Source organism: Robertmurraya sp. FSL W8-0741 (assembly GCF_038004005.1).
Taxonomy (GTDB): domain Bacteria; phylum Bacillota; class Bacilli; order Bacillales; family Cytobacillaceae; genus Robertmurraya; species Robertmurraya siralis.
This window is the reverse complement of the sequence record NZ_JBBOQG010000001.1, coordinates 4,269,943-4,291,122: the sequence shown is the minus strand read 5'-3', so window position 1 is coordinate 4,291,122 and position 21,180 is coordinate 4,269,943. Positions and strand designations below refer to the sequence as shown.

Annotated in this window: 16 protein-coding genes, 2 pseudogenes and 2 CRISPR repeat arrays; of the genes and pseudogenes, 14 read left to right on the top strand and 4 right to left on the bottom strand. The window is 37.5% G+C overall.

Annotation, left to right across the window (positions count from 1 at the left end; translation table 11 throughout):
• The first annotated feature begins 52 nt into the window (after positions 1-52).
• The 3 genes and pseudogenes from NST02_RS20915 (at position 53) to NST02_RS20905 (ending at position 1,784) form a co-directional block, all read left to right on the top strand.
• Positions 53-316 (top strand): phosphocarrier protein HPr, encoded by a 264-nt coding sequence (locus NST02_RS20915; RefSeq protein WP_137742906.1) that lies wholly within the window; start codon positions 53-55, stop codon positions 314-316.
• A gap of 376 nt (positions 317-692) precedes the next feature.
• Positions 693-1,313, top strand: a pseudogene (locus NST02_RS20910) (TerD family protein); the annotation flags it as partial.
• Positions 1,314-1,352: 39 nt separating this feature from the next.
• Positions 1,353-1,784 (top strand): hypothetical protein, encoded by a 432-nt coding sequence (locus NST02_RS20905; RefSeq protein WP_137742904.1) that lies wholly within the window; start codon positions 1,353-1,355, stop codon positions 1,782-1,784.
• Positions 1,785-1,822: 38 nt separating this feature from the next.
• Here the strand turns inward: NST02_RS20905 and NST02_RS20900 are convergent, their stop codons facing one another.
• The gene (locus NST02_RS20900) at positions 1,823-2,653 is read right to left on the bottom strand and encodes an arylamine N-acetyltransferase (RefSeq protein ID WP_212934284.1); all 831 of its coding nucleotides are present in this window, start codon (positions 2,651-2,653) and stop codon (positions 1,823-1,825) included.
• A 135-nt stretch (positions 2,654-2,788) separates the two neighbouring features.
• Between NST02_RS20900 and NST02_RS20895 the strand changes: the two genes are divergently transcribed.
• The 4 genes from NST02_RS20895 (at position 2,789) to NST02_RS20880 (ending at position 5,823) form a co-directional block, all read left to right on the top strand.
• Complete coding sequence (locus NST02_RS20895; protein ID WP_095309610.1) at positions 2,789-3,412, top strand: NUDIX hydrolase; 624 nt, start codon at positions 2,789-2,791, stop codon at positions 3,410-3,412.
• A gap of 79 nt (positions 3,413-3,491) precedes the next feature.
• A complete protein-coding gene (locus tag NST02_RS20890) occupies positions 3,492-4,667 on the top strand; it encodes a glycerate kinase family protein (protein ID WP_340949720.1) in 1,176 nt (391 codons plus the stop codon).
• A 23-nt stretch (positions 4,668-4,690) separates the two neighbouring features.
• Positions 4,691-5,110 carry a FosM family fosfomycin resistance protein gene (fosM, locus tag NST02_RS20885; RefSeq protein ID WP_137742901.1) on the top strand — a complete coding sequence of 140 codons (420 nt, stop codon included), beginning with the start codon at positions 4,691-4,693 and terminating at the stop codon, positions 5,108-5,110.
• A gap of 17 nt (positions 5,111-5,127) precedes the next feature.
• Positions 5,128-5,823 (top strand): Type 1 glutamine amidotransferase-like domain-containing protein, encoded by a 696-nt coding sequence (locus NST02_RS20880; protein ID WP_095309605.1) that lies wholly within the window; start codon positions 5,128-5,130, stop codon positions 5,821-5,823.
• A gap of 144 nt (positions 5,824-5,967) precedes the next feature.
• Here NST02_RS20880 and NST02_RS20875 read toward each other — a convergent pair whose 3' ends face one another.
• Entirely contained in the window at positions 5,968-6,591 is a 624-nt protein-coding gene (locus NST02_RS20875; RefSeq protein WP_340949719.1) for a hypothetical protein, read from the bottom strand.
• 358 nt (positions 6,592-6,949) lie between these two features.
• Positions 6,950-7,726 carry an alpha/beta fold hydrolase gene (locus NST02_RS20870; protein ID WP_137742899.1) on the bottom strand — a complete coding sequence of 259 codons (777 nt, stop codon included), beginning with the start codon at positions 7,724-7,726 and terminating at the stop codon, positions 6,950-6,952.
• 241 nt (positions 7,727-7,967) lie between these two features.
• On the opposite strand from NST02_RS20870, the gene NST02_RS20865 reads away from it, so the two are divergent.
• On the top strand, positions 7,968-8,912 hold the full coding sequence (locus NST02_RS20865) for a Gfo/Idh/MocA family protein (RefSeq protein ID WP_340949718.1): 945 nt from the start codon (positions 7,968-7,970) through the stop codon (positions 8,910-8,912).
• Positions 8,913-9,373: 461 nt separating this feature from the next.
• Positions 9,374-10,864: a CRISPR direct-repeat array (repeat unit 32 nt; unit sequence GTCGCACTCTATGTGAGTGCGTGGATTGAAAT).
• Positions 10,865-10,920: 56 nt separating this feature from the next.
• Here the strand turns inward: NST02_RS20865 and NST02_RS20860 are convergent.
• A pseudogene (locus tag NST02_RS20860) lies at positions 10,921-12,019 on the bottom strand (IS3 family transposase).
• Positions 12,020-12,561: 542 nt separating this feature from the next.
• Here NST02_RS20860 and NST02_RS20855 point away from each other — a divergent pair.
• The 6 genes from NST02_RS20855 to cas6 all read left to right on the top strand — a co-directional run bounded on the left by NST02_RS20855 (position 12,562) and on the right by cas6 (position 18,836).
• Complete coding sequence (locus tag NST02_RS20855) at positions 12,562-13,410, top strand: DUF6602 domain-containing protein (protein WP_095309599.1); 849 nt, start codon at positions 12,562-12,564, stop codon at positions 13,408-13,410.
• Complete coding sequence (locus NST02_RS20850; RefSeq protein WP_340949716.1) at positions 13,407-15,410, top strand: Cas10/Cmr2 second palm domain-containing protein; 2,004 nt, start codon at positions 13,407-13,409, stop codon at positions 15,408-15,410. Before NST02_RS20855 ends, NST02_RS20850 begins: the two co-directional genes overlap by 4 nt.
• Positions 15,411-15,485: 75 nt before the next feature.
• Positions 15,486-16,202 (top strand): RAMP superfamily CRISPR-associated protein, encoded by a 717-nt coding sequence (locus NST02_RS20845; protein ID WP_212590646.1) that lies wholly within the window; start codon positions 15,486-15,488, stop codon positions 16,200-16,202.
• Positions 16,195-17,202: a hypothetical protein gene (locus NST02_RS20840; RefSeq protein ID WP_340949715.1), complete on the top strand. Its 1,008-nt coding sequence runs from the start codon at positions 16,195-16,197 to the stop codon at positions 17,200-17,202. The genes NST02_RS20845 and NST02_RS20840 overlap by 8 nt, the downstream gene beginning before the upstream one ends.
• Positions 17,180-17,968, top strand: coding sequence for a hypothetical protein (locus NST02_RS20835; protein ID WP_212934286.1), 789 nt, complete (start codon positions 17,180-17,182; stop codon positions 17,966-17,968). Before NST02_RS20840 ends, NST02_RS20835 begins: the two co-directional genes overlap by 23 nt.
• Positions 17,961-18,836, top strand: a complete 876-nt coding sequence (cas6, locus tag NST02_RS20830) for a CRISPR system precrRNA processing endoribonuclease RAMP protein Cas6 (protein WP_095309591.1) — start codon at positions 17,961-17,963, stop codon at positions 18,834-18,836. The genes NST02_RS20835 and cas6 overlap by 8 nt, the downstream gene beginning before the upstream one ends.
• 576 nt (positions 18,837-19,412) lie before the next feature.
• A CRISPR array of direct repeats spans positions 19,413-20,238; the repeat unit is 32 nt; unit sequence GTCGCACCTTGTATAGGTGCGTGGATTGAAAT.
• Positions 20,239-21,180: the final 942 nt, after the last annotated feature.

The following is a 21,180-nucleotide window of genomic DNA, read 5'->3' as shown; positions in this document are numbered from 1 at the left end:
GCTATGCTTTCACCTGCGGAACTTTCTATTAAAAAACTTAGGAGATTGTGATATGGAAAAAACGTTCACTGTGATAGAATCGGTAGGAATTCATGCTCGTCCTGCGACTATGATTGTCCAGACGGTAAGCAATTTTCAAGCTGATATTAATCTGGAGTACAATGGCAAAACGGTTAACTTAAAATCAATAATGGGCGTGATGTCTTTAGGGATTCCAAGGGATGCTGTCATCAAAATTAGTGCAAAAGGATCGGACGCATCGGATGCCTTAGCGTCTTTGGAACAAGTATTAACATCAGAGGGTATAGCAAAATAGAATTTTCCTGCAAATACTAACATCGGATATAAAAACTAAAAATTAAATGGAAGAGCAGTGTATATATACTTTATGAGACACAGTAATAGATAAAAAACTGTGTTTCATAAAGTATTTTTTTAGGTTTTGATAAACAGAATGGTTGGTAAAATGATTTTGGCACATTTCGTGTAAAACCAAAGTTATCTCCAAAGGTCAGAGAGAAAATGAGCAAAAGATCAACACCGGCACACGGCAATGCCATTTACTGAAATACTGATGAGTGGATGGAAGCTTTTATAACAACAGTGCTGTTATTTGTGAGAAATAAATTTCAGAAAAAAACTGAATATGATAAGATACTAATTAACAATAAGAGGAAAGAAGAGGGCATATGGTAAATTTAAACAAGATTGAGTTAAAGAAAAAGGGAGAAGCTATTAATTTAACAAAATCGAATCGGCAGCTGGGAGAAATATTAGTAAATTTAAATTGGGGCCATCAAGGCCAACGTAAATCAACGGGTTTTTTTCAAAATCTCTTTGCAGCATCGAAAAAGATTGATCTTGATCTAGGCTGTTTATATGAGTTGTCAAATGGGGAAAAGGGCTGTATTCAGGCGCTTGGCAATGCTTTTGGCAATCTCAATCAAATGCCGTATATACAACTGGATGGTGACGATCGAACAGGAGCCGTAACAGGTGGCGAAAACCTTCGAATCAATGGCGATAAAGTCGCTGAAATTAAGCGGATTTTAGTGTATTCGTTTATTTACGAAGGTGTAGCGAATTGGTCTCAAGCTGATGGAGTTATCACATTAAAATATCCTGCTGGTCCCGATATTGAAGTAAAGCTTGATGAGCACCGTAACGGGAAGATTATGTGTGCAATTGCGATGATTGAGAATGTCAATGATACAACTTTTAAAGTGGAACGTTTAGTTGAATATTTTAAAAGTCATCAGCAAATGGACATCGCTTATGCTTGGGGATTGAACTGGGTAGCGGGCAGAAAATAATACATAAGCAAGGTTTCGCATCTAAGAAAGGGAGGTAGCATGAAAAAACTAGTGTTAACAGGGGTCGTTTTGTGTGCCATGCTGAGTCTTGTTGCTTGTCAGTCTGAATTGGAAGAAACGATGGTTCTTTTAGATGAAAAAATTTCGGCGGTTCATATTGCACATTCAGAAGGCTTTGGCGATATGAATCAAGAGATCATCTTGTCTTTTCAAGACAAAAAGACAGTAGACTTATTTGAAACAGCGATCACAACCGCAATCAAAAAATCAGAAGGAGCTGGAAGTTCATTACCGGATTATGATCTTATGGTTGAATACGAAGATGGATATCCTACCCATGCCATTCATTTGTGGCTGGGAGAGAGAAATGAATCTAGCTTCATGAAATATATAACTGATGAAACAGAAGTTTACGAAACAACTCCCAAAATGACGAATAAATTAAGAGAATTCATTCTTTCAGAAGAATAAAGAGGGATCAATCATGCATGGCTTGATCCCTTTTTTACTTACTCCTTAGCAAAAATATTGACATTTAAAGTGTTTAAAACATCAATGGCTTCTCCTACAGGCATGTTATGAAGGAGAAATTCATTTGCAATCACATCTTGAATTTCTTCCACGGATGCTAACGTTGTAGTAGTCGTATTTCCATCAGCATTACGAATTCCAAATTTATTATTTACTAAAGAGACGCTTCTTTGTTTGTCAGTTTGATATCGCTGACATCGTAAAATGGTCATAAAAGGTGCATTTTCTTCAAAGGATTTTTGTAATGCTGGTGTAAAATCATTTAACTCTGCCTTAATTCTTGAATGGAAATGCCAAACCTTTCCGCTTTGCGTGCCATTAGTGAAGCGTGTATATGTATATTCGTGCTTTTCAATATCAACTGGGCGCAAATGAACTTCATCATCGCCAAAGGAAGAAATATTTTTGAAATCTCTTTCAAAGGGAACGGGCTTAAAAAAAGGTGCAGCTGCACCGCAGTCCACATAAAAACGTTCGTGATCAATCATGACGATAATTCCCATATGCTCCTTTCCCAGCATGATAGGATAACAGTCAAAGCCAAGATTACTCAGTAACTTTCTTAAATTGGCATTTAAGGTGTAGCAAGTTCCGCCAAAATGGTTCGTTCTATAATTTTGAACAAATGAATCGAGTGAAGGGATTTCAATGTTTTTATTATGATAATAGAGTAGTTTACTAATGTTTTCGAATGGAAAAGTGTTTAGATGGGCATGACAAATTCGTGATAAATAATCATAGCTGGGCTTTTCAAGCTGCAGATTGAGGCAGGCTAAGTATTCACTTGTATATGCAGTTAAATGAGTCATTTCATTCCTCCTAACAAATTATAATAGAAAATTCTGAACTATTTTTTTAGAAAAAGCAATTATAATGTTATGTATGCTGTAAAAAGCTATTTTTAACAGTATGAAAGCAGCCCTAATGAAATCGGAGGCATAAAGATGGACCAGGAATACTTTAAAATTTTTGATAAGAATCGAAATGAAATCGGTGTCGCTTCTCGTGATGACGTACATAAATATGGCTATTGGCATGAAACTTTCCATTGTTGGTTTGTGAAAAAGATCGAAGGGAAGAATTATTTATATTTACAGTTTCGCAGCGAGCGCAAAAAAGACTATCCCGATCTTTTGGATATAACGGCTGCAGGGCATTTATTGGCGAATGAGAATGTTCAAGATGGGGTAAGGGAAATCAAAGAGGAAATAGGAATTGAAGTTCAATTTGAAAAGTTAATTTCATTAGGAATAATGGAGTATTCTGTTACCACTGCTGATTTAACCGATCAAGAATTTGCCCATGTGTTTTTATATAAAAGCAATCATGGTTTCGATGATTTTCATCTTCAAGAGGAAGAAGTAGCTGGAGTAGTGCTGGTGGAATTTACTGAATTTAGCGAATTATGGTTCGATAAAACTAGTTCAACTACCATAACAGGGTTTAAATTCGACCATGAAGGAAATCGAGTCATGATTGAACAACGAGTCGGTAAAGAACAATTCGTCCCACATCAGGCTTCGTTTTATCAAGAAGTGGTAGAGCGGATAAAAGGGCAGCTTGACTAATGTTTTTGCTGTAAAAGAGGTGCGTTCCGATAGTGATGACATTCAGGATGAGGACATTGAGATGACTGGAGGGAGTTAAATGAACATATTAATTGCGATGGATTCTTTAAAGGGAAGTCTTTCTTCACTAGAGGCAAACGAAGCGGTCAAAACAGGGTTGTCGCAAGCAGATCCAAAATTTAAGATTCAGTCAGTACCTGTAGCTGATGGTGGAGAAGGAACGGTAGAAGCGCTTGTCTATGCAACTAATGGACGCATTGTCGAAACCATTGTGACAGGACCGTTAGGAGATCGGATAGCAGCTAAGTATGGGATTTTAGGTGAACAAGAAACAGCGGTCATTGAGGTGGCAGAGGCCTGCGGGCTGCCTTTACTTCTAAAGGAACAACTGAATCCGCATATAACGACGACCTATGGTGTTGGCGAGTTAATTTTAGATGCGTTGGATAAAGGCTGTCACCATTTTATTATCGGCCTGGGCGGGAGTTCGACCAATGATGCGGGAATAGGTATGCTTCAGGCTTTGGGGTATCAATTTTTAAATCGGGAAGGAGAGGAGGTTGGTTTTGGCGGAGGTCAGTTGGAGGAGATTGCCAAGATCAATTCAAGGCTTGTTTCTGATCAAGTGAAGAAGGCGGTTTTTCGTGTGGCATGTGATGTGAATAACCCTTTATATGGTGCAAATGGGGCCGCCTATATTTATGGACCGCAAAAAGGTGCCACTCCTGAAATGATTCAGGAACTTGATAGTGGGCTACGCCATTTTGCCAATGTTGTCTTTGAACAAATGGGAGTGGATCTTCAAAATATTGCAGGGGCAGGAGCGGCAGGAGGATTAGGTGCAGCTTTCGCGGGGTTTTTAAATAGTCGCTTACAATCGGGGGTTCAACTAATTCTTGATATAAACAAGTTAGAGCGCAAGTTGACGAATGTAGATTTGGTGATTACAGGAGAGGGGAAACTCGATGGACAAACCTCGATGGGGAAAGCGCCAGCCGGAATCGCCACTCTTGCCAAAGAACGGGGTATTCCTGTAATTGCTCTTGCAGGAGATATAACAGATGGGCAGCGTTCCCTATATGATTCTGGAATTACGGCATATTTTACGATTGTCGGTGGTCCTGTTACTTTAGAAAAGGCTCTCGAACGAGAAGTTGCACGGGAGAATTTAACGAGAACGGCTGAACAAATTGGGCGAGTATGGGGCCAGGCGAGCTTAAATAGACTCAAGGATTACGGAACGAAGCACGAATAGTGAAAAAAATGGTGGTGAAAGAGATGATCAAAGGTTTAAACCATTTATTATTTTCCGTCTCAGATTTGGAAAAATCAATTGAATTCTATCAACAAGTATTTGAGGCAAAATTGTTAGTAAAGGGAAGAAATACGGCATATTTTGATTTAAATGGCATCTGGCTGGCGTTAAATATGGAAAAGGATATTCCTCGAAATGAAATTCATCATTCTTATACACATATTGCTTTTTCCATTGAAGAGGAAGAATTTGAACAGATTTGCGAGAAGCTGCAAGCATTAAAGGTTCATATATTGCCAGGAAGACCGAGAGATGTAAAGGATAAAAAATCGATTTACTTTACCGATCCAGATGGCCATAAATTCGAGTTTCATACAGGAACACTCCACGATCGTCTTGATTATTATAAGCAAGAAAAGTTACATATGGAATTCTTTGATTAAAGAAAGGAGAAGCTTTGATGGGACAAATTATTGCTCTTGGTGGCGGAGGCTTTTCGATGGAGCCTGATAATCCTTTGCTAGATTTATATATTTTAAAACAATCGGGAAAAACGAATCCAAAAATTTGTTTTGTTCCTACTGCGAGCGGTGATTCTGAAAACTATATTGAGAGATATTATGATTTCTTTAAAAAGCAATCTTGCCAGCCTTCCCATCTATCTTTATTTAGACCGCCTACACGAGATCTGGAAAGTTATGTGCTTGATAAAGACATTATTTATGTAGGTGGAGGGAATACGAAAAATCTTTTAGCTTTGTGGAAGGAGTGGGGACTTGATCGCATTTTTAAAAAAGCTTGGGAAGAAGGAGTTATACTGGCGGGTGTCAGTGCCGGTTCAATCTGCTGGTTTGAAGAAGGAGTTACCGATTCTTACGGAGATGGGCTCGAGCCAATTAAGTGTTTACGATTTTTAGAAGGAAGCAACTGTCCACATTATGACGGAGAAGCCGATCGGAGACCTGCATATCAGAAACTTGTAGCCTCGAAACAAATCCAAGCTGGAATAGCTGCTGACGATGGGGTCGCCCTTCATTTCATTGATCACAAGCTAGAAGCTATTGTAAGTTCAAGACGAAATGCGAAGGCTTACCGCTTGTCCGACCATGAACCAGTTGTGGAATCGGTCCTTGATACAACGTATTTGGGAGGATAAAAAAGTACAGGTGGAACTGCCTGCACTTTTCCCTCTTCCTGCCAAACGCTGTCGACCCTTAGTGAAACAAAACCCAATTCCTACTATGTTACTTTTGACGTTGCCTGCACTTTAAAAAGTGTAGGTAACGTCAATTTTAATCAATTAATGACCTTTTTGGAGCTCAATTAGTTTAATAATTTCTTCTCCGCTATCTACTTCAATTGATTCCAGTTTAGGGTTTGTAATGATATTTTTCATTTCATCGTAAACTTTTTCCTTTTCCAGCTCGTCGGAAGGAGCCATGCCACCATACCAACGCAATGGAACGTTGTAAATATTTATCGTTCCATTTCCATTGCCGCTGTAAGTAACACTCCCGTCCACTAAGCGTGTACCTGTTAATTGGATGACGTCTTCAGGGTATTTAACACTGGCGTCATCATTTGGATCAAGCGGCGTACCGGCTGGGATCAAGTGAACAATTAATTCATCGATCTCTTGATTTGGTCCGAATTGCCGCCATACTCGAGCGTATTCAATTTGTTCACTAGAGTATGGCAATAATGTTTCTTTGTCGTTGAGATTGCTATTTTTTAACGGCTCACCGTGCTCTTCCTCTGAATAAAGGCTTTCCTCTTCATCCTCAGCTTCTGGCGCTTCTGCTAGACTTTCTGTTACTTCTTCTTCTGTTGATACTACAGGCTCTCCTCTGTTTTCTTCTTTATCAGTGCAGCCAGCTAATATTAATAATGCAATAAAGAAGAGGCTTGTCAGTATGTATTTCATTTGTTAAATCATTCCTTTCAAGTCTAGTATATCAGATGAAAAGAAGAGAAGCTTTCCTGAGGGCAAAAGGAAATGAGCATTGAGAGTAGACAAGGGTGAATGGTTTGTACCTATTAGTTAGCTGTGAATATATCCTATCCGTGACTGATAAAAATGGAGAGATAAGAAGCTGGAAATTCGTATTAGCCTTGTTTCGTTACGAGCATGTAGGGAAAAAGGAGAATAAAGTAGGAGAAATCAATGTGGGAAAGTAAACAGGATAGACAAGGAAGCGAGTTCATGCCCCCCTGTCCCTAAGAATTTCCAATATTTTCTTCTATTAATAAATCGCTTGATTGGAAGTTTGATATGTAGTCGCTTAAAGAGTTTGCACGTCTTGTGGTAAAGAGTCCTTTGTGAGCCACGATTCAATGAGTTGATTAAAGTAATCTGGTTTTACAAACGATACTCCATGACCTATATTCGGGAGGATTACGCCTTTACAATTTGGGTTATGGGTGACGATTTTTTTAGCAGATTTTATCATGACGGCTTTTTCTCTGCAACCAACTGTTACTAATATATTTGCCTTTGCTTCATGGAAATTTTTCGGGAGATCAAAGGACATATTTTCTTCCAGTATTCTAATTAATGTTTCTGTGGGCATGGCTGAGCTTTCTTTATAGTATGTGTCAAAGTATTCTTGATCAATATAAAGTGTTTTAGCTTGCAGTTTGGAAAAGGATTGATTTTTGATTAATGGCGATGTTAATTTAATGGTAGGTTTAATCCATTTTTTTAAAAGTGGACTAGGAATGACTAAGGCGCTATTAATCATTGCATAATCAACTAACTGCGGTTTTAAGCTCAAAATTTGCAGGGCGACCTGTGCCCCTAAAGAGAAGCCAATTACGGTAATTTCCTTCCCTTTTCCAATATTTTCGATCAGTTCAATTATTTTTAGTGCACTAGATTTAATCGAGAAAAGTTCAGATTGCCTGCTCTTCCCCTGTTCAGGCAAGTCGATAGTAACACAGTGTTTGTGTTTGAAATATTGAACTTGCTTGTCCCACATCCAACTACTAACACCGCCACCGTGCAAAAACACGATTAATGGTGCATTCTTATCACCATGCTCTTGATAGTATAAACTCATAAATTCACCCCCTATAGATTTAACACAACTGAATTGCTGCATTTAATACGAACAATGATATAAAACTATTTTATCATGAAAACACGATTAGTAGCGTTGGTCATTGATAAAGTATGTTATTGATGTAAAAAGGATGTTAAAACGGCCAAATCATGCTGTAGTATATCATGTTATAAATTAAATGACAGTTGTCTTTTCCTCATGTACGATAGATATAACACAGGGAAAGGGGATTTTTTATTTGTTACATATTGGTATTATTGGTCTAGGAGCAATTGGGCAGCGTTTAATGAAACAATTTTTGCAGCATCCTCATATAGAAGTTGTGGCGGTCTGTGATCAGCTCGAACCGTTAGCAAGAGAGACAGCTGGATCTATTAGGGGAGCACAGGCTTATACAATGTATCAGCAATTAATCGCGGATCCGAAGGTTGAACTTGTTTATGTCGCAGTCCCACCGAAATTTCATTTTCCAATCGTAATGGAAGCATTGCGGGCCCAAAAACATATTTTATGTGAGAAGCCTTTAGCAAACTCAGTGGAAGAGGCCGGGGAAATGTTGAAAGTGGCAACAGAAGCAAATATTATTCATGCAATGAATTTCCCGCTTAATTATGGAGCGGCCGCAACAAAATTTGCCGAGTTAATTCGTGAAAATTACATTGGCAAGCTGAGACGATTACAGCTTGCCATGCATTTCCCGGAATGGCCGCGTCCGTGGCAAAAAAATAACTGGGTTGGAAATCGTGAACAGGGCGGCTTCGTACTTGAGGTTGGAGTTCATTTCATCCAGCAAACATTGAAGGTTTTTGGTGATTTGAAAAATATCCATACCCAATTAGAATTACCCATTGATCCACTCAAATGTGAAACGGGGATTATCGCAACTGCAAAGCTTGAAGATGGAACTCCAGTTTTAATTGAAGGCATAAGTGAAATTGCCGGAAAGGAATATATTGGTTTTACAGCATTCGGTTCAGAAGGAACACTATCACTCGAAAACTGGGGCCAGCTTAAGGCTGGTAAACTAGGAGAAGAGCTGGAAACTATTTTAATAGAAGATGCAGCACCCAATCAGTTAATCGATGAAATCATTAAGGCTGTTGATGGACAAAAGGCAGAGCTATATGATTTCGAAGTGGGATACAAAGCACAAGACATACTTGAAAAGTTAAGGAAAATCTAGTAAAAGAGAGAATCTGTGCGACAAAAAGGTATTGGTGCAAGTTTGCTAATCGTATTCTTGAGTTTGGAATATTTAAGTTGAAATGTAAGATTTTTGCTATAATAAGAGAAGGGTTGCATAATCTCATTGCTGCAATTCAGAGGAGCAGTCAGTACAGCATGGAAAAGTGTAAAATTCAATGCTGTGCAGTTTTTGTTCTCACATTTGTTAATAAAGAAATTCTCTGAAAATATAATATTGATAATTTCACAAAATAAAGTTGGGAAGCTCTCTCACCACATTATTTTTTTAGTGCGAATGTGAAGCGCACATGATTTCCCTGGGGGATTCGCACCTCGAATAAGGGTGTAATCCTTCTTGTTTTGAATTATTTTTTATAAAAATTTCTTTGGAAAACAAGAAAAATAGCATTTTTCTTAGCTAAGAAAGTGTAAATTTACTTTTTTCGTTTAAAAATCGCTGTCGCACTCTATGTGAGTGCGTGGATTGAAATTTTTTGTGGAATGTACTCAACTGGTACTCGTTCTAGTCGCACTCTATGTGAGTGCGTGGATTGAAATCAAGCTGGACTGATGTATTGTTGAAGATCCTCATCGTCGCACTCTATGTGAGTGCGTGGATTGAAATATCCACCGAATAAGAGTGTACGGCACTCGGTGGTGTCGCACTCTATGTGAGTGCGTGGATTGAAATGATACAATAGACAAAAATAATAAGGGTATCTCCCGTCGCACTCTATGTGAGTGCGTGGATTGAAATGCTGCTTCCTGATCTGCTTTTCGGAGTACGTGTCGTCGCACTCTATGTGAGTGCGTGGATTGAAATTGAAATGGTTGCCCATCTCCTGGAACACACAAAGAAGTCGCACTCTATGTGAGTGCGTGGATTGAAATATGACCGGCCATTTCCATACCGAATCTGAAACCACGTCGCACTCTATGTGAGTGCGTGGATTGAAATAAAGGAAACTCGAAGCAATTCAGCTTCTTGAGCGTCGCACTCTATGTGAGTGCGTGGATTGAAATCGTTTGGTTCATTCGGTGGTCATGCCGTAGTGTTTGTCGCACTCTATGTGAGTGCGTGGATTGAAATGCGTTGAATGCCTCCGATTGATTCGTCCGCAATTGTCGCACTCTATGTGAGTGCGTGGATTGAAATTTACGGGCGGCAATGGCATCATCCTTGTTATTAAGTCGCACTCTATGTGAGTGCGTGGATTGAAATCCATATCGATGCGTTGGATGGAAAAGAAGTCATGTCGCACTCTATGTGAGTGCGTGGATTGAAATTTGCTAGTAGGAGTTCGTCGACTTCCTCAATAAGTCGCACTCTATGTGAGTGCGTGGATTGAAATGTTTTCGACGCTGCCGATACTCGACGAAATCCTCGTCGCACTCTATGTGAGTGCGTGGATTGAAATACCTCCGCCAACACCCTCGGCAACACTCGCGCCCGTCGCACTCTATGTGAGTGCGTGGATTGAAATTACTGGTGAATTAGTTAATGTATTTAGTAGAAGTAGTCGCACTCTATGTGAGTGCGTGGATTGAAATCTAAAATAAGGGAACCCATAAACTGAAACATTGCAGTCGCACTCTATGTGAGTGCGTGGATTGAAATGAAAATTAAGCGTCGCTTGGCGACAGCGGCCGATGTCGCACTCTATGTGAGTGCGTGGATTGAAATTTGAGCCTTCTGCTGGACGTGGTGATTTAGTTGAGTCGCACTCTATGTGAGTGCGTGGATTGAAATCGGCACCTTGCCTACCGCAATACATTGTCATACCGTCGCACTCTATGTGAGTGCGTGGATTGAAATAAAACGTCCTCGATGCTCTATTGTGCCCTTTCTGTCGCACTCTATGTGAGTGCGTGGATTGAAATATATCAGGATCTAAAGTATTGTCTTTAGCTTCGGGTGGTCGCACTCTATATGAGTGCGTGGATTGAAATAGTTAAGATCAGCTAATGACATTGGAAACTCATAAAGTTGGTATGTCAACACTAAACTAGACAACTTTTTTAAGATGTTCAAGTTTGTAATCAATCGGACTTACATAACCAAGTGTCCCATGAATTCGTATGTGATTGAACCAGTGAACATAGTCATGTAATTCCCTTGTTAATTCTTCTAAACTATCAAAATGTTTATCTTTCACAAACTCTGTTTTGATGATTTTAAACGTTGTTTCAGCCACCGCATTGTCATACGGGGCAGCCCTTCATGCTTAAAGATCGTTGAATATGAAACGTCTCTAAAGCATCGTCAATCAGCTTGTTTTTAAACTCATTTTCACGATCCGTATGGAAAAGCTTTATTTTATGTAGATCAACCTTAATGGAGGCGAATGCACGATAAACCAGTAAGGCATCTTTGTTTGGGCGTGTACTGAAGCCTACGATTTCACAATTAAAGAGATCAACAAATACACATACGTACTGCCATTTTTTATTGACTCTCACGTACGTTAAATCACTTACAACCACCGTCATTTCTTCCTCCTGGTCGAACGCACGGTTTAGTTTATTCTGCTGTTCTGATTCATTACATGATTTTGTATGTGGCTTAAATTGAGCTAGGGTGTAAGTCGAAACCAAGCCTTGCTCTTTCATAATGCGTGAGGCCATGTTTTTTCAGTTCTACCTTGATTTTACGTGTCCCGTAATTTTGGCGACTTGCCTTAAATACATCAATCACGTCGGATGTAATATCATCCTCACTTGCCCTTTCTTTTGCTTCATAATAATAGGTACTTCTAGGGATTTGTAGTACTTTACACATGGCTGATATCGAGTATTTATGTTGATTATTCTTAAACACATTTACTTTCGTCCTAGTATCAGCGCGGCTTGCTTTAAAATGTCATTTCCCATTTCTAGCTGCTTATTTCGCTTTCGGAGTTCGATCAGTTCCTTTTGTTCATCTGTTAAATTGTCTTTTTCCTTGAAAGAGCCCAATGATTGACTCTGATTCACCCACTTATCTAAAGAAGAGGGAGTAAGGTCATATTCACGAATAATATCTTTTCTCGGTTTTCCATTTTGGTACAGTTGTACGATCTGTTGTTTGAACTCTTCAGTAAATGTTCGACGCTCTCTTTTGACCATATAGATTCTCCTCAAATATATTATCTGTAGTCTAATTGACCTTAAAAATTATGTCCAACTAAGTGTAGCCTATCCAACTTTTATCCCCTTTATGATGTCGCACTCTATATGAGTTTGTGGATTGAAATTGAGGTTTGCGTGTTCTGAATTCAAGCTTGAAACAAATTTCGCTCTGTCTTGGTGCATGAATTAAAATCTTCTGTCTTTTACGCTTACGAGTCAAAATATACTGCCACACTTAGAGGAGTATATAAATAGGAATTTTTCTTATACTAGATGGTTTAACTAATTCTTGGCTATTGGACCAGTGAGTAAATAACGCGACTTATTTAAGAGAGTTATAACTCTCTTAAGGGACCTATAATTAGAAAAACAATTGAACAAGTAACTCCAAAAGCTTTTGCTATGGAGTTTTTTGCTTTTAACGGTATTTTGGAAATATAGAAAAATATAAACTAATTTGGAAGGAGTTGGACATCTCGATGCAGAAGTATATCAAAATACCTAGGTTTTTATAGTTCTTTTGTTGGAGGGGATAAAGAATGAAGGAAGAAATGCGTAAACAGAAATTAGTGGAAAACATTACAACGAATTACAGGCAGGTGGAGCAATCCATTGTAAATCAGCTTTATATGAAGCAAGACCTGCATGGAACTAGCATTGGTTCCGCCCGTGAGGATTCATGGAAGCAATTGTTTGACATGATTATTCCGAAGAAATTTGTCATTGAACATTCTGTTTTTATTATTGATTCGGAAGGAAATGTTTCCAATGAGGTTGATTTAGCAATACTTGATGAGACCTACACTCCTTATATTTTCCGTTATGGGCAATTGAAGTTTATCCCGATCGAGGCGGTCGCAGTGGTGGTAGAGTGTAAGAGCAAAAGCTTGGACAAAAAGGGGATAACCAATTGGTATAATAAATTAATAAAACTAAAAACCGCAGAGAATTCAATCGTAAGAATAGCTGACCGAATTGCAGTTGGCTCCGTTCCAACACAGAAATCGACATGTCCTATTCGCATTTTATGTGCGTTAAAGCCAGAGTTAGATAAAGAGATTAAGAAAAAATTTGATTTTGTTTTAGTAGCTGTAGATGGAAAAACTGGACATATTGAGATTGAAGATAATACAGGAGGAAATCTGCAGTCCTGGTTTAGAAAGCTTAATTTTCATAATACCAAGCCTTACTCAGAAATCAGAAACGAAAAGCTGTTGAAGAAGATCAAGCTGAAAGATTACGAGGTGAAAGATGAAGATGGAGCGCTAGTATCGCTCCTCACATTCAATTTCCAATTAAACCAATTGTTAATGCTGATTAACAATCCATTGCTTTTCCCACACCGTGCGTATGCCGAACTATTTAATTCTGAGAGGAAGGATACATGATGGGACAAAATGTTGTTGCTGTATCGATTGATAAAGTACAGACATTTTTATATTATGTGCTGCAAGCGTATATTCAGGAAAATCAGGCCAACAGTGGAACCCTTCGGGAAATTGTTAATTCTTCACATTTAATATCTGAACAGTTTTTTCAAGACATTGGAATTAAGGGGGATGGTGGAGAATTTAGTGGTCATATTAATAACCAATTGTTGGTATGCTCAGGTATGTGTATCTTCACTACTTCGTTAGAAAAAGAGTTGATTACCGAGAAGTTGGACCGATTGTTTATAAAATATTATGAGAATTACAATGGCCAGCTCTTAGTCAAATTCGATACTTTTGAGAAAGAGCTCTCAACAAACTCGGATAAGCTCAAGGCAATTAAAGAAAGTAAGGAGCGTCTTAGACAGAAAGAATGCCTGAATTATATTATAGAGCGTAATCAAGACTTACTGTTCCAGTTTTGTGATGTTTCAAAGAAAAATAAACTTGCATCATCAAATGTCTCAATTAAAAAGTACTCTGATTTTGCTTTTGATATTAATTCCCTGTTTTCTCAAGAAGAATCGAGTAACGAAAATCACTTTCGCATAGCCGTTATTAAGGCTGATTTGGATGGAATGGGATCTTTATTTGAGCAAATTGATGAATACAGGATATACAAAGAGATCAGTCATTTGTTGAACAATTACATTAGCCTTGATTATTTACATAAAAAAATACAGGCTTATAAAGAAGTGGAACAAGGATTTAAACTTTATCCGTTATACATGGCTGGAGATGATATTTTCTTTGCGATAAGTGCAGCACATTTAATGACTGGTGTGAAATTATGTAAAGAGATTTTGCGGAAATTAAATAGCGAGATAAACAAACTTAATAAATTATATAGCACTAATATACAACAACTTTCCATGAGTATTGGGATTGATTTTACATTCAACCGTGAGCCGATTAGGTATTATTATGAACGGGTACAGAGTCAAGTGGAAAAGGCTAAGAATTATTCTAGCAACATCAAGAAAGATATTGCAAATTATGTGAAGATAAGTATTAATGATAATGTCTTTAGGGATTATGATAAATGTAAATCGCAATGGGATTATTTTAGAGATGATGTAGCAATTTTGAAAGGAGCAATGAAAGCAGGCTTCGCCACTCACCATTTTCTATACGGACTGTTAAGAAAAATTGAATTAATAATTGACAGTAATGATATAAAATTCAGCAATACGGTCCTCTATCATTTATTGCCAGAGCACTTAGAAGGTAATAATGAAAAACTGAGAGATTACGAATTATTAATGATTTATACTCTATTAAAGAAACTATTAGTTGAAAAGGAGTCATGCAGTAACGGAAAAAACGCAGAGTTCAAAAAAAATAAGAATAAAGGACCTGAAAAAAAATTATCTTTTGAACTTAAACAACGCAAAGAATTGATAAGATATGTGCGGTTACTACTTCTATTTTCTCGAATTACGAATGATGATATTTCAAGTCCTCGAATTGATAAAAAGAAGATTAGAAGTACATTGTTTAATAAAACAATGAGATACATCTATAATGAAAGCATGTTTTTATCCTTGAAGGATAAATCGTTAAAAGAAGATATTGGAGAATTTCGTAAAAATTTTGCTGTGTTTACTTGTTATGAAGCACCCAAAAGATCTTCAGTTCAAATTTATAGAACATTGCAAATCTCAAGATCGATGTTTTACCGCTTCAAAAATACTTATGAAAATAAAATTGAGATAGCTGCGAATATGATTCATTCCCTTAATGCTCGGTCCAAGGGTGAAATAAAAACTTTGGAGAATCAAAAGAAGGTAGAAAAAAAGGCGCCACCGGTTTTATTCTTTGATATAGAAAAATTTCTCTATGACGCTCACCACACTAATTTATGGACAGATGACTATATAGACACCCTGATTATCTTTTATCGCTTGAAAGAATTATCCATTAGATACAAAGTTATAACTTCATCCAATAAAAAATAAATATAAGAATCCATACAAAAACAGCAAGAATAATAGCTCAAATAAAAAACAAAATAGATCGAAAGGGGCAAGAAGATGACAGTGAATACGCTCTATTTAAAAGTGACAACATTTTCTAATTTGTTTATAGGTGGTTCCCCGAAAACGTTCGAGATTGGTGGCATTGATTTGTTTACTGTTACGGATCATGAAGGTAATCCCTATATTCCTGCATCATCTTTCAAAGGAAGTTTGAGAAGAATTGTGCGAGAGATGTATCAAAGCTTTGAAGAAGCAGAATTAATAACTCAAGCTTATAAAGCGTATTTGCTTGCAAAGAAGCAAGAGAATTTGCCATTGATTAAAGAAATGAAGGAGAAGGATGAATTTGATAGAGTGGAGAAGCGTTATGAAGAAGCGATTCATAAGTCATCAGCAGAATATTTATTTGGAATTGAAGGCTTTAATCACACACCGAAATTAATATTTAATGATTTTCGATTATTAGAAACAAACGTTGATCCCTTCTCTATCGACTCAAAAAATTCGATAGAAGTCGTTGCTAAAAAGAAAGATAATTTAGTTGCTAATCCTCGAATCTATAAAACGGTACGTCCAGGTGTGGAGTTTTCAGGAGAGATTCATTTTTACATGGTCAATCAATTACAACTTCCGACGGATATTGTTGCAAAATTTATAAAGAAAACTATCGACCAGTTTAATACAGGAGTATATCGTTTAGGCAATTCAGGAAGTCGTGGTTACGGAAGAGTACAGGTAGAAGTGAGTCAGGAGGGAAATGGATTTGAGTGAAACTGTAATGTATAAAGTAGAGATGTCATTAACAGGAAGACTTACTCAGCTTCCCGATTCTCAGAAGATATTTGGCGCTTTAATTTATCTATATGTGGAGCAGTATTCATCTGAGAGAGCCGCTTCGTTAGTTTCAAAGATAAGAGACGGAAAATTGTTTTTCTCTTTATCTAATATGCTTCCTCTTGATTATTATCCAACGCCGCAAACTTATTTGATCGATCAACTGGGTAAACAACACCTTAATCAGACTGATAGAGGAAAAAACAAAATGAGGTATCAAGCGATAAAAAAGCGATCTTTTATGAAGTGGGGGGAGATTAACAAAATAATTTCCAATCCTATGATTGCATCAAATCTTTATCCTTTTGTAACAATACAGTCTTCTCAACAGATCCATGCGGCTATTGACAGTATTAGATACGACATGCCAGGTCTTGATCCCAATGTCTATTCTGTCCCTGAAGTTAATGTAGTTGAAGAAACGTCTAAAGGAAAAATCGCGAACATTACTAAATTTTCATTTTATATTTGTGCTGATAAGTGCCCTGAGAGTGTAGAATTACTGGAAGCTCTACGCCGAGCAAAAGAAAGGAAAAGACGTTTCTTTTTAGGTACTAGAGCATCACAAGGTTTTAATACATTCGTAGTGGAACATATAAAACCTGAATTAATAGATTTGCAGGAGCAGGCCAGTGCATACTTAAACCTTGGAATGCTTTTACCTCAAGTGATTGATTTCAAATGTTCTTCATTGAAATTGTTTACTTCTGAGCGCCGTCCTTATGATTTTGTAGGAGGATGTGAGAAGGAAAAACTAAGGAAATTTATCAGTTTCATTGATGCAGGTAGTATTGTATTTTTGCCGGAAGGTAGAAAAAAAGCGGGGCGCTCGCTTCAATCGCCATTTAATGATCGAGATATTGTGTTTGGAAACTCTTTTCTATTGCCATTAGAATTCGATAGGAGGAAACAGCATGCCGGTGTATCCACTTCGTAAATATAAATATTGGATAGAGACATTATCAACACTTGCACTGTCACCAAGAGAACAACACGCTTTTACTCAAACGGGACGCGATTTTACAATGGAAGATATAGAACAACAAGCTTCTGAGAATTTAAAAAAAGAAGGCGTCAGGATCATATATCCCTTCTACCAATATGGAACCTATTCGTGTTATGCACCTACAGAGGCACAATATTATATTCCAGGCTCATCTATTAAGGGAGCTCTATCCCTGGAATCAAATAAGCAAAGAATAATGGTAGACGATATTAAAATTAATAGTAAAGATATTCAACTATTTCCATTGCAGAAATTACAGTATGATTCAAAAAAAAATAAATCCTATATTGATGAGTTTTTTCCTAATGTCGCTATTGAGATGCTTAGAGCAGATTCGAAATACCTTGGAGAATTATTTTGTGATGAGTTAGAAGTAGATAATTACTTTAGAAAAGCAGAACAAGCTACAAAAACCAAACTTCACCAGCTAGTTCGAAAAATTTGCCAGGTTGCTGAGCAGGTAAGAAAAGAAAAGGATCAACATATTTTATGTAAATTGAAGGACAATATACAGGATATTCTAAATAAAACACAAACTGACAATAACAAATTCATATTACTACTTGGGGGCTTTAAAGGGCTAGCACTCTCTGTAATATCAGACAGTGATGACTATAATGGTGCAATTTTCATTGATATGACAAAGAGTTTACCACATGGCCTAGTTCAAATAACATTGGAGAAAATTGATGTCTAGCTCAGATTTGTTTTCACTATCCTATATGCCGTTGCTCATTCGCTTGAAATGCTGTGAATCTGCTAGATTGCCGCGTTATCTCGGTTCAACACTTCACGGTGTCATTGGATGGATATTATCAATGAATAAAGATGTTTATCAATATATTTTTGAAAATCGCAAATATGGATGCGGAAAACTGGATATTGTTAATCCATATATTTTAGAACCTCCTAGATATCAAGAGATCTATGAGGAAGGCGATTTACTCTGTTTTAAATTCATTTTGTTGGGCAATGCATGCAACTATACGAAAAGTGTTATTGACACGTTGGTAAGTAGCCCATACTTTGAAATTGGAGCTGGAAGAAAGAAGTTTAAACTTGTAGATATTTTTCAGGCTGACAAATTGGAACCGATCTATCAATCTGGCAAAATTAACACGAAGCTTACTGTTTCAAAATTATCTTCTACACGGGAACAAAAAGAGATTTCAAAATGCTCTGTTCATTTGCTTACACCACTTCGCATTCGCCGAGCTGGAGAACAACTAAGAGAACTTGACTTTCCAACGATAATCCGCAACATTACAAGAAGGCTTGCTGCGCTAACAGAAAGGTATGGTGGACATTTACATGCTGATGCAGCAGCTTCTGTGTGTGAGTTATCAAGTGAGGTACATACAATTTCCTCGGGCTTATATTGGAGTGAGGTGAGTCGATATTCAAATAGGAGAAATATGAAAATGGATTTAAGTGGGATGCTTGGAGCGATGACTTTTGAAGGGGAAATGTATCATTTTTCTCCATGGCTATATGCTGCGCAAAACCTTCATATAGGGAGAAATGTTACCTTTGGTTGTGGTCAAATTGATGTAGTATTTGGATAATGAAATAAGAATAATGGTGCTAACCCAAGTAAACAAAAAGTCACTGAACGGTTCTCTCTGTTTACGTCGTAAAGATTTATCTTGATAGATAGCAAGGATATTATAGTGGACTATAAATAAATTTAGGCTTTTATTCTTTTTAACTGTTGCTATGTAGGCATGTGGGAGGCGTTCTTTCTTAAATGAAGTAAATATAAAGCTCTGGATCACTATTGAAGCGATGCTATGTAGTTGAGACACACTCTATATGAGTTTTTGGGTTGAAATTAAGACTAAGATCAGAGGAAGGCTCGAAAGTAAAAACAGTACATATATGTTTGCTCTTATTAAAAAATAATGTAGGCATTTTTGCTGAAATAAGAGAAGTGTTTTAGATTTAAACTCTTGAAATTTATGTTAAAATTTTTAGTGCGAATGTGAAGCGCACATGATTTCCCTAGGGGATTCGCACCTTAAAATAGGGCTGAAATCTTCTCCTTCTTGTATTTTTTTACAAATATTTGTTGGAAAACAACAAAAATAGCATTTTCACAACATAAAAAAGTGTAATTTTACTTTTTTTGTTTAAAAATCGCTGTCGCACCTTGTATAGGTGCGTGGATTGAAATATCCATGCCACTGGGTAATGAGATAACCCTGTGTGTCGCACCTTGTATAGGTGCGTGGATTGAAATATATCGCCCCTCCTACATCATAGGTGCCTGTGGTGTCGCACCTTGTATAGGTGCGTGGATTGAAATAATTACTAGACAAAGCAAAAACCGCCTCGTAATGAGAGTCGCACCTTGTATAGGTGCGTGGATTGAAATTTCGTGTGTTTCAAAATTGAATGAAAATCTATAGGTCGCACCTTGTATAGGTGCGTGGATTGAAATCCACGATCTCTTATCATAAATCCCATCTCCTTTTGGTCGCACCTTGTATAGGTGCGTGGATTGAAATACTTACAGAGAAGGGAGCAAAAAGATAATGGCTGTCGCACCTTGTATAGGTGCGTGGATTGAAATGATAGTTTAATAGAATGTTCTAAATCGGCATATTTGTCGCACCTTGTATAGGTGCGTGGATTGAAATAGACCAAACTACTCGAGCTTGATAATGTTCAATGTCGCACCTTGTATAGGTGCGTGGATTGAAATAACTTCAAAAGCCTTTTCCTGCATCAGACATTGAGTCGCACCTTGTATAGGTGCGTGGATTGAAATCCTGGTTTTTCTGCTTTTTGATATCTAGCATAATGTCGCACCTTGTATAGGTGCGTGGATTGAAATATAAAAGGAGGAACTAATTATGGCCACATTCCAGTCGCACCTTGTATAGGTGCGTGGATTGAAATTGGAATAGCATCGCCATCTTTCTCCATTCCATATGTCGCACCTTGTATAGGTGCGTGGATTGAAATACCTCGGTCAAATGGATTTTGAATTTCGAATTCATGTCGCACTTACATAGGTGCATGGATTGAAATTCGCTATGGTCGGCGATTACATTTTCCATTGTTTGTAACGCTCTACATGAGTGCATAGTTCGGAACAGCTTTAAGAAGATATCTAAGAAGCGCTATCATCGTACTTTATATTTTTGTTTCCTAAAAAATGTGAAAGATTTGCTATAATTAGTGAATAGAGATTTGGATGAGTGTGTTAAGCAAATACAATATCAATAAGTGTCCAAAAGAGAATCTCATGTGCAAAGCAATTTTATAATTGCAATAAATAATTAGTGCGAATGTGAAGCACACATGATTTTCCTAGGGGATTCGCACCTTAAAATAAGGTTGAAATCTTCTCCTTCTTGTATTTTTTTACAAATATTTATTAGAAAATAACAAAAATAGCACTTTTAAGACGGGAAAAAGTGTAATTTTACTTTTTTCGTTTAAAAATCGCTGTCGCACTCTACATGAGTGTGTGGATTGAAATTTGTTTCCAATGTTGGTAGCGTAACTTCTGCAGCTACTGTCGCACTCTACATGAGTGTGTGGATTGAAATTTAGGTTTATTCCTAGCTTATTGTCTTGAGAATATGTCGCACTCTACATGAGTGTGTGGATTGAAATCTCAATCCACATTTCATCTGTTTTTATTTTCTCGTCGCACTCTACATGAGTGTGTGGATTGAAATCAAAAGAGCAACTCGTCAAAGCAACCGACGAAGGTCGCACTCTACATGAGTGTGTGGATTGAAATGCCACGGATAATGTCTGCGCGCAATACCTTCGATGTCGCACTCTACATGAGTGTGTGGATTGAAATGAAGGTTAGTAGTGACGGAAGGCAATACGGCGTATGTCGCACTCTACATGAGTGTGTGGATTGAAATTATTAGATGGTTTACGACTACA

Coding starts and splice junctions, on each gene's coding strand:
- fosM (WP_137742901.1), top strand. CDS start 4,691: ATGATCAAAGGTTTAAACCATTTATTATTTTCCGTCTCAGATTTGGAA.
- cas6 (WP_095309591.1), top strand. CDS start 17,961: ATGTCTAGCTCAGATTTGTTTTCACTATCCTATATGCCGTTGCTCATT.
- NST02_RS20845 (WP_212590646.1), top strand. CDS start 15,486: ATGACAGTGAATACGCTCTATTTAAAAGTGACAACATTTTCTAATTTG.
- NST02_RS20905 (WP_137742904.1), top strand. CDS start 1,353: ATGAAAAAACTAGTGTTAACAGGGGTCGTTTTGTGTGCCATGCTGAGT.
- NST02_RS20915 (WP_137742906.1), top strand. CDS start 53: ATGGAAAAAACGTTCACTGTGATAGAATCGGTAGGAATTCATGCTCGT.
- NST02_RS20850 (WP_340949716.1), top strand. CDS start 13,407: ATGATGGGACAAAATGTTGTTGCTGTATCGATTGATAAAGTACAGACA.
- NST02_RS20835 (WP_212934286.1), top strand. CDS start 17,180: ATGCCGGTGTATCCACTTCGTAAATATAAATATTGGATAGAGACATTA.
- NST02_RS20855 (WP_095309599.1), top strand. CDS start 12,562: ATGAAGGAAGAAATGCGTAAACAGAAATTAGTGGAAAACATTACAACG.
- NST02_RS20880 (WP_095309605.1), top strand. CDS start 5,128: ATGGGACAAATTATTGCTCTTGGTGGCGGAGGCTTTTCGATGGAGCCT.
- NST02_RS20890 (WP_340949720.1), top strand. CDS start 3,492: ATGAACATATTAATTGCGATGGATTCTTTAAAGGGAAGTCTTTCTTCA.
- NST02_RS20895 (WP_095309610.1), top strand. CDS start 2,789: ATGGACCAGGAATACTTTAAAATTTTTGATAAGAATCGAAATGAAATC.
- NST02_RS20875 (WP_340949719.1), bottom strand. CDS start 6,591: ATGAAATACATACTGACAAGCCTCTTCTTTATTGCATTATTAATATTA.
- NST02_RS20870 (WP_137742899.1), bottom strand. CDS start 7,726: ATGAGTTTATACTATCAAGAGCATGGTGATAAGAATGCACCATTAATC.
- NST02_RS20900 (WP_212934284.1), bottom strand. CDS start 2,653: ATGACTCATTTAACTGCATATACAAGTGAATACTTAGCCTGCCTCAAT.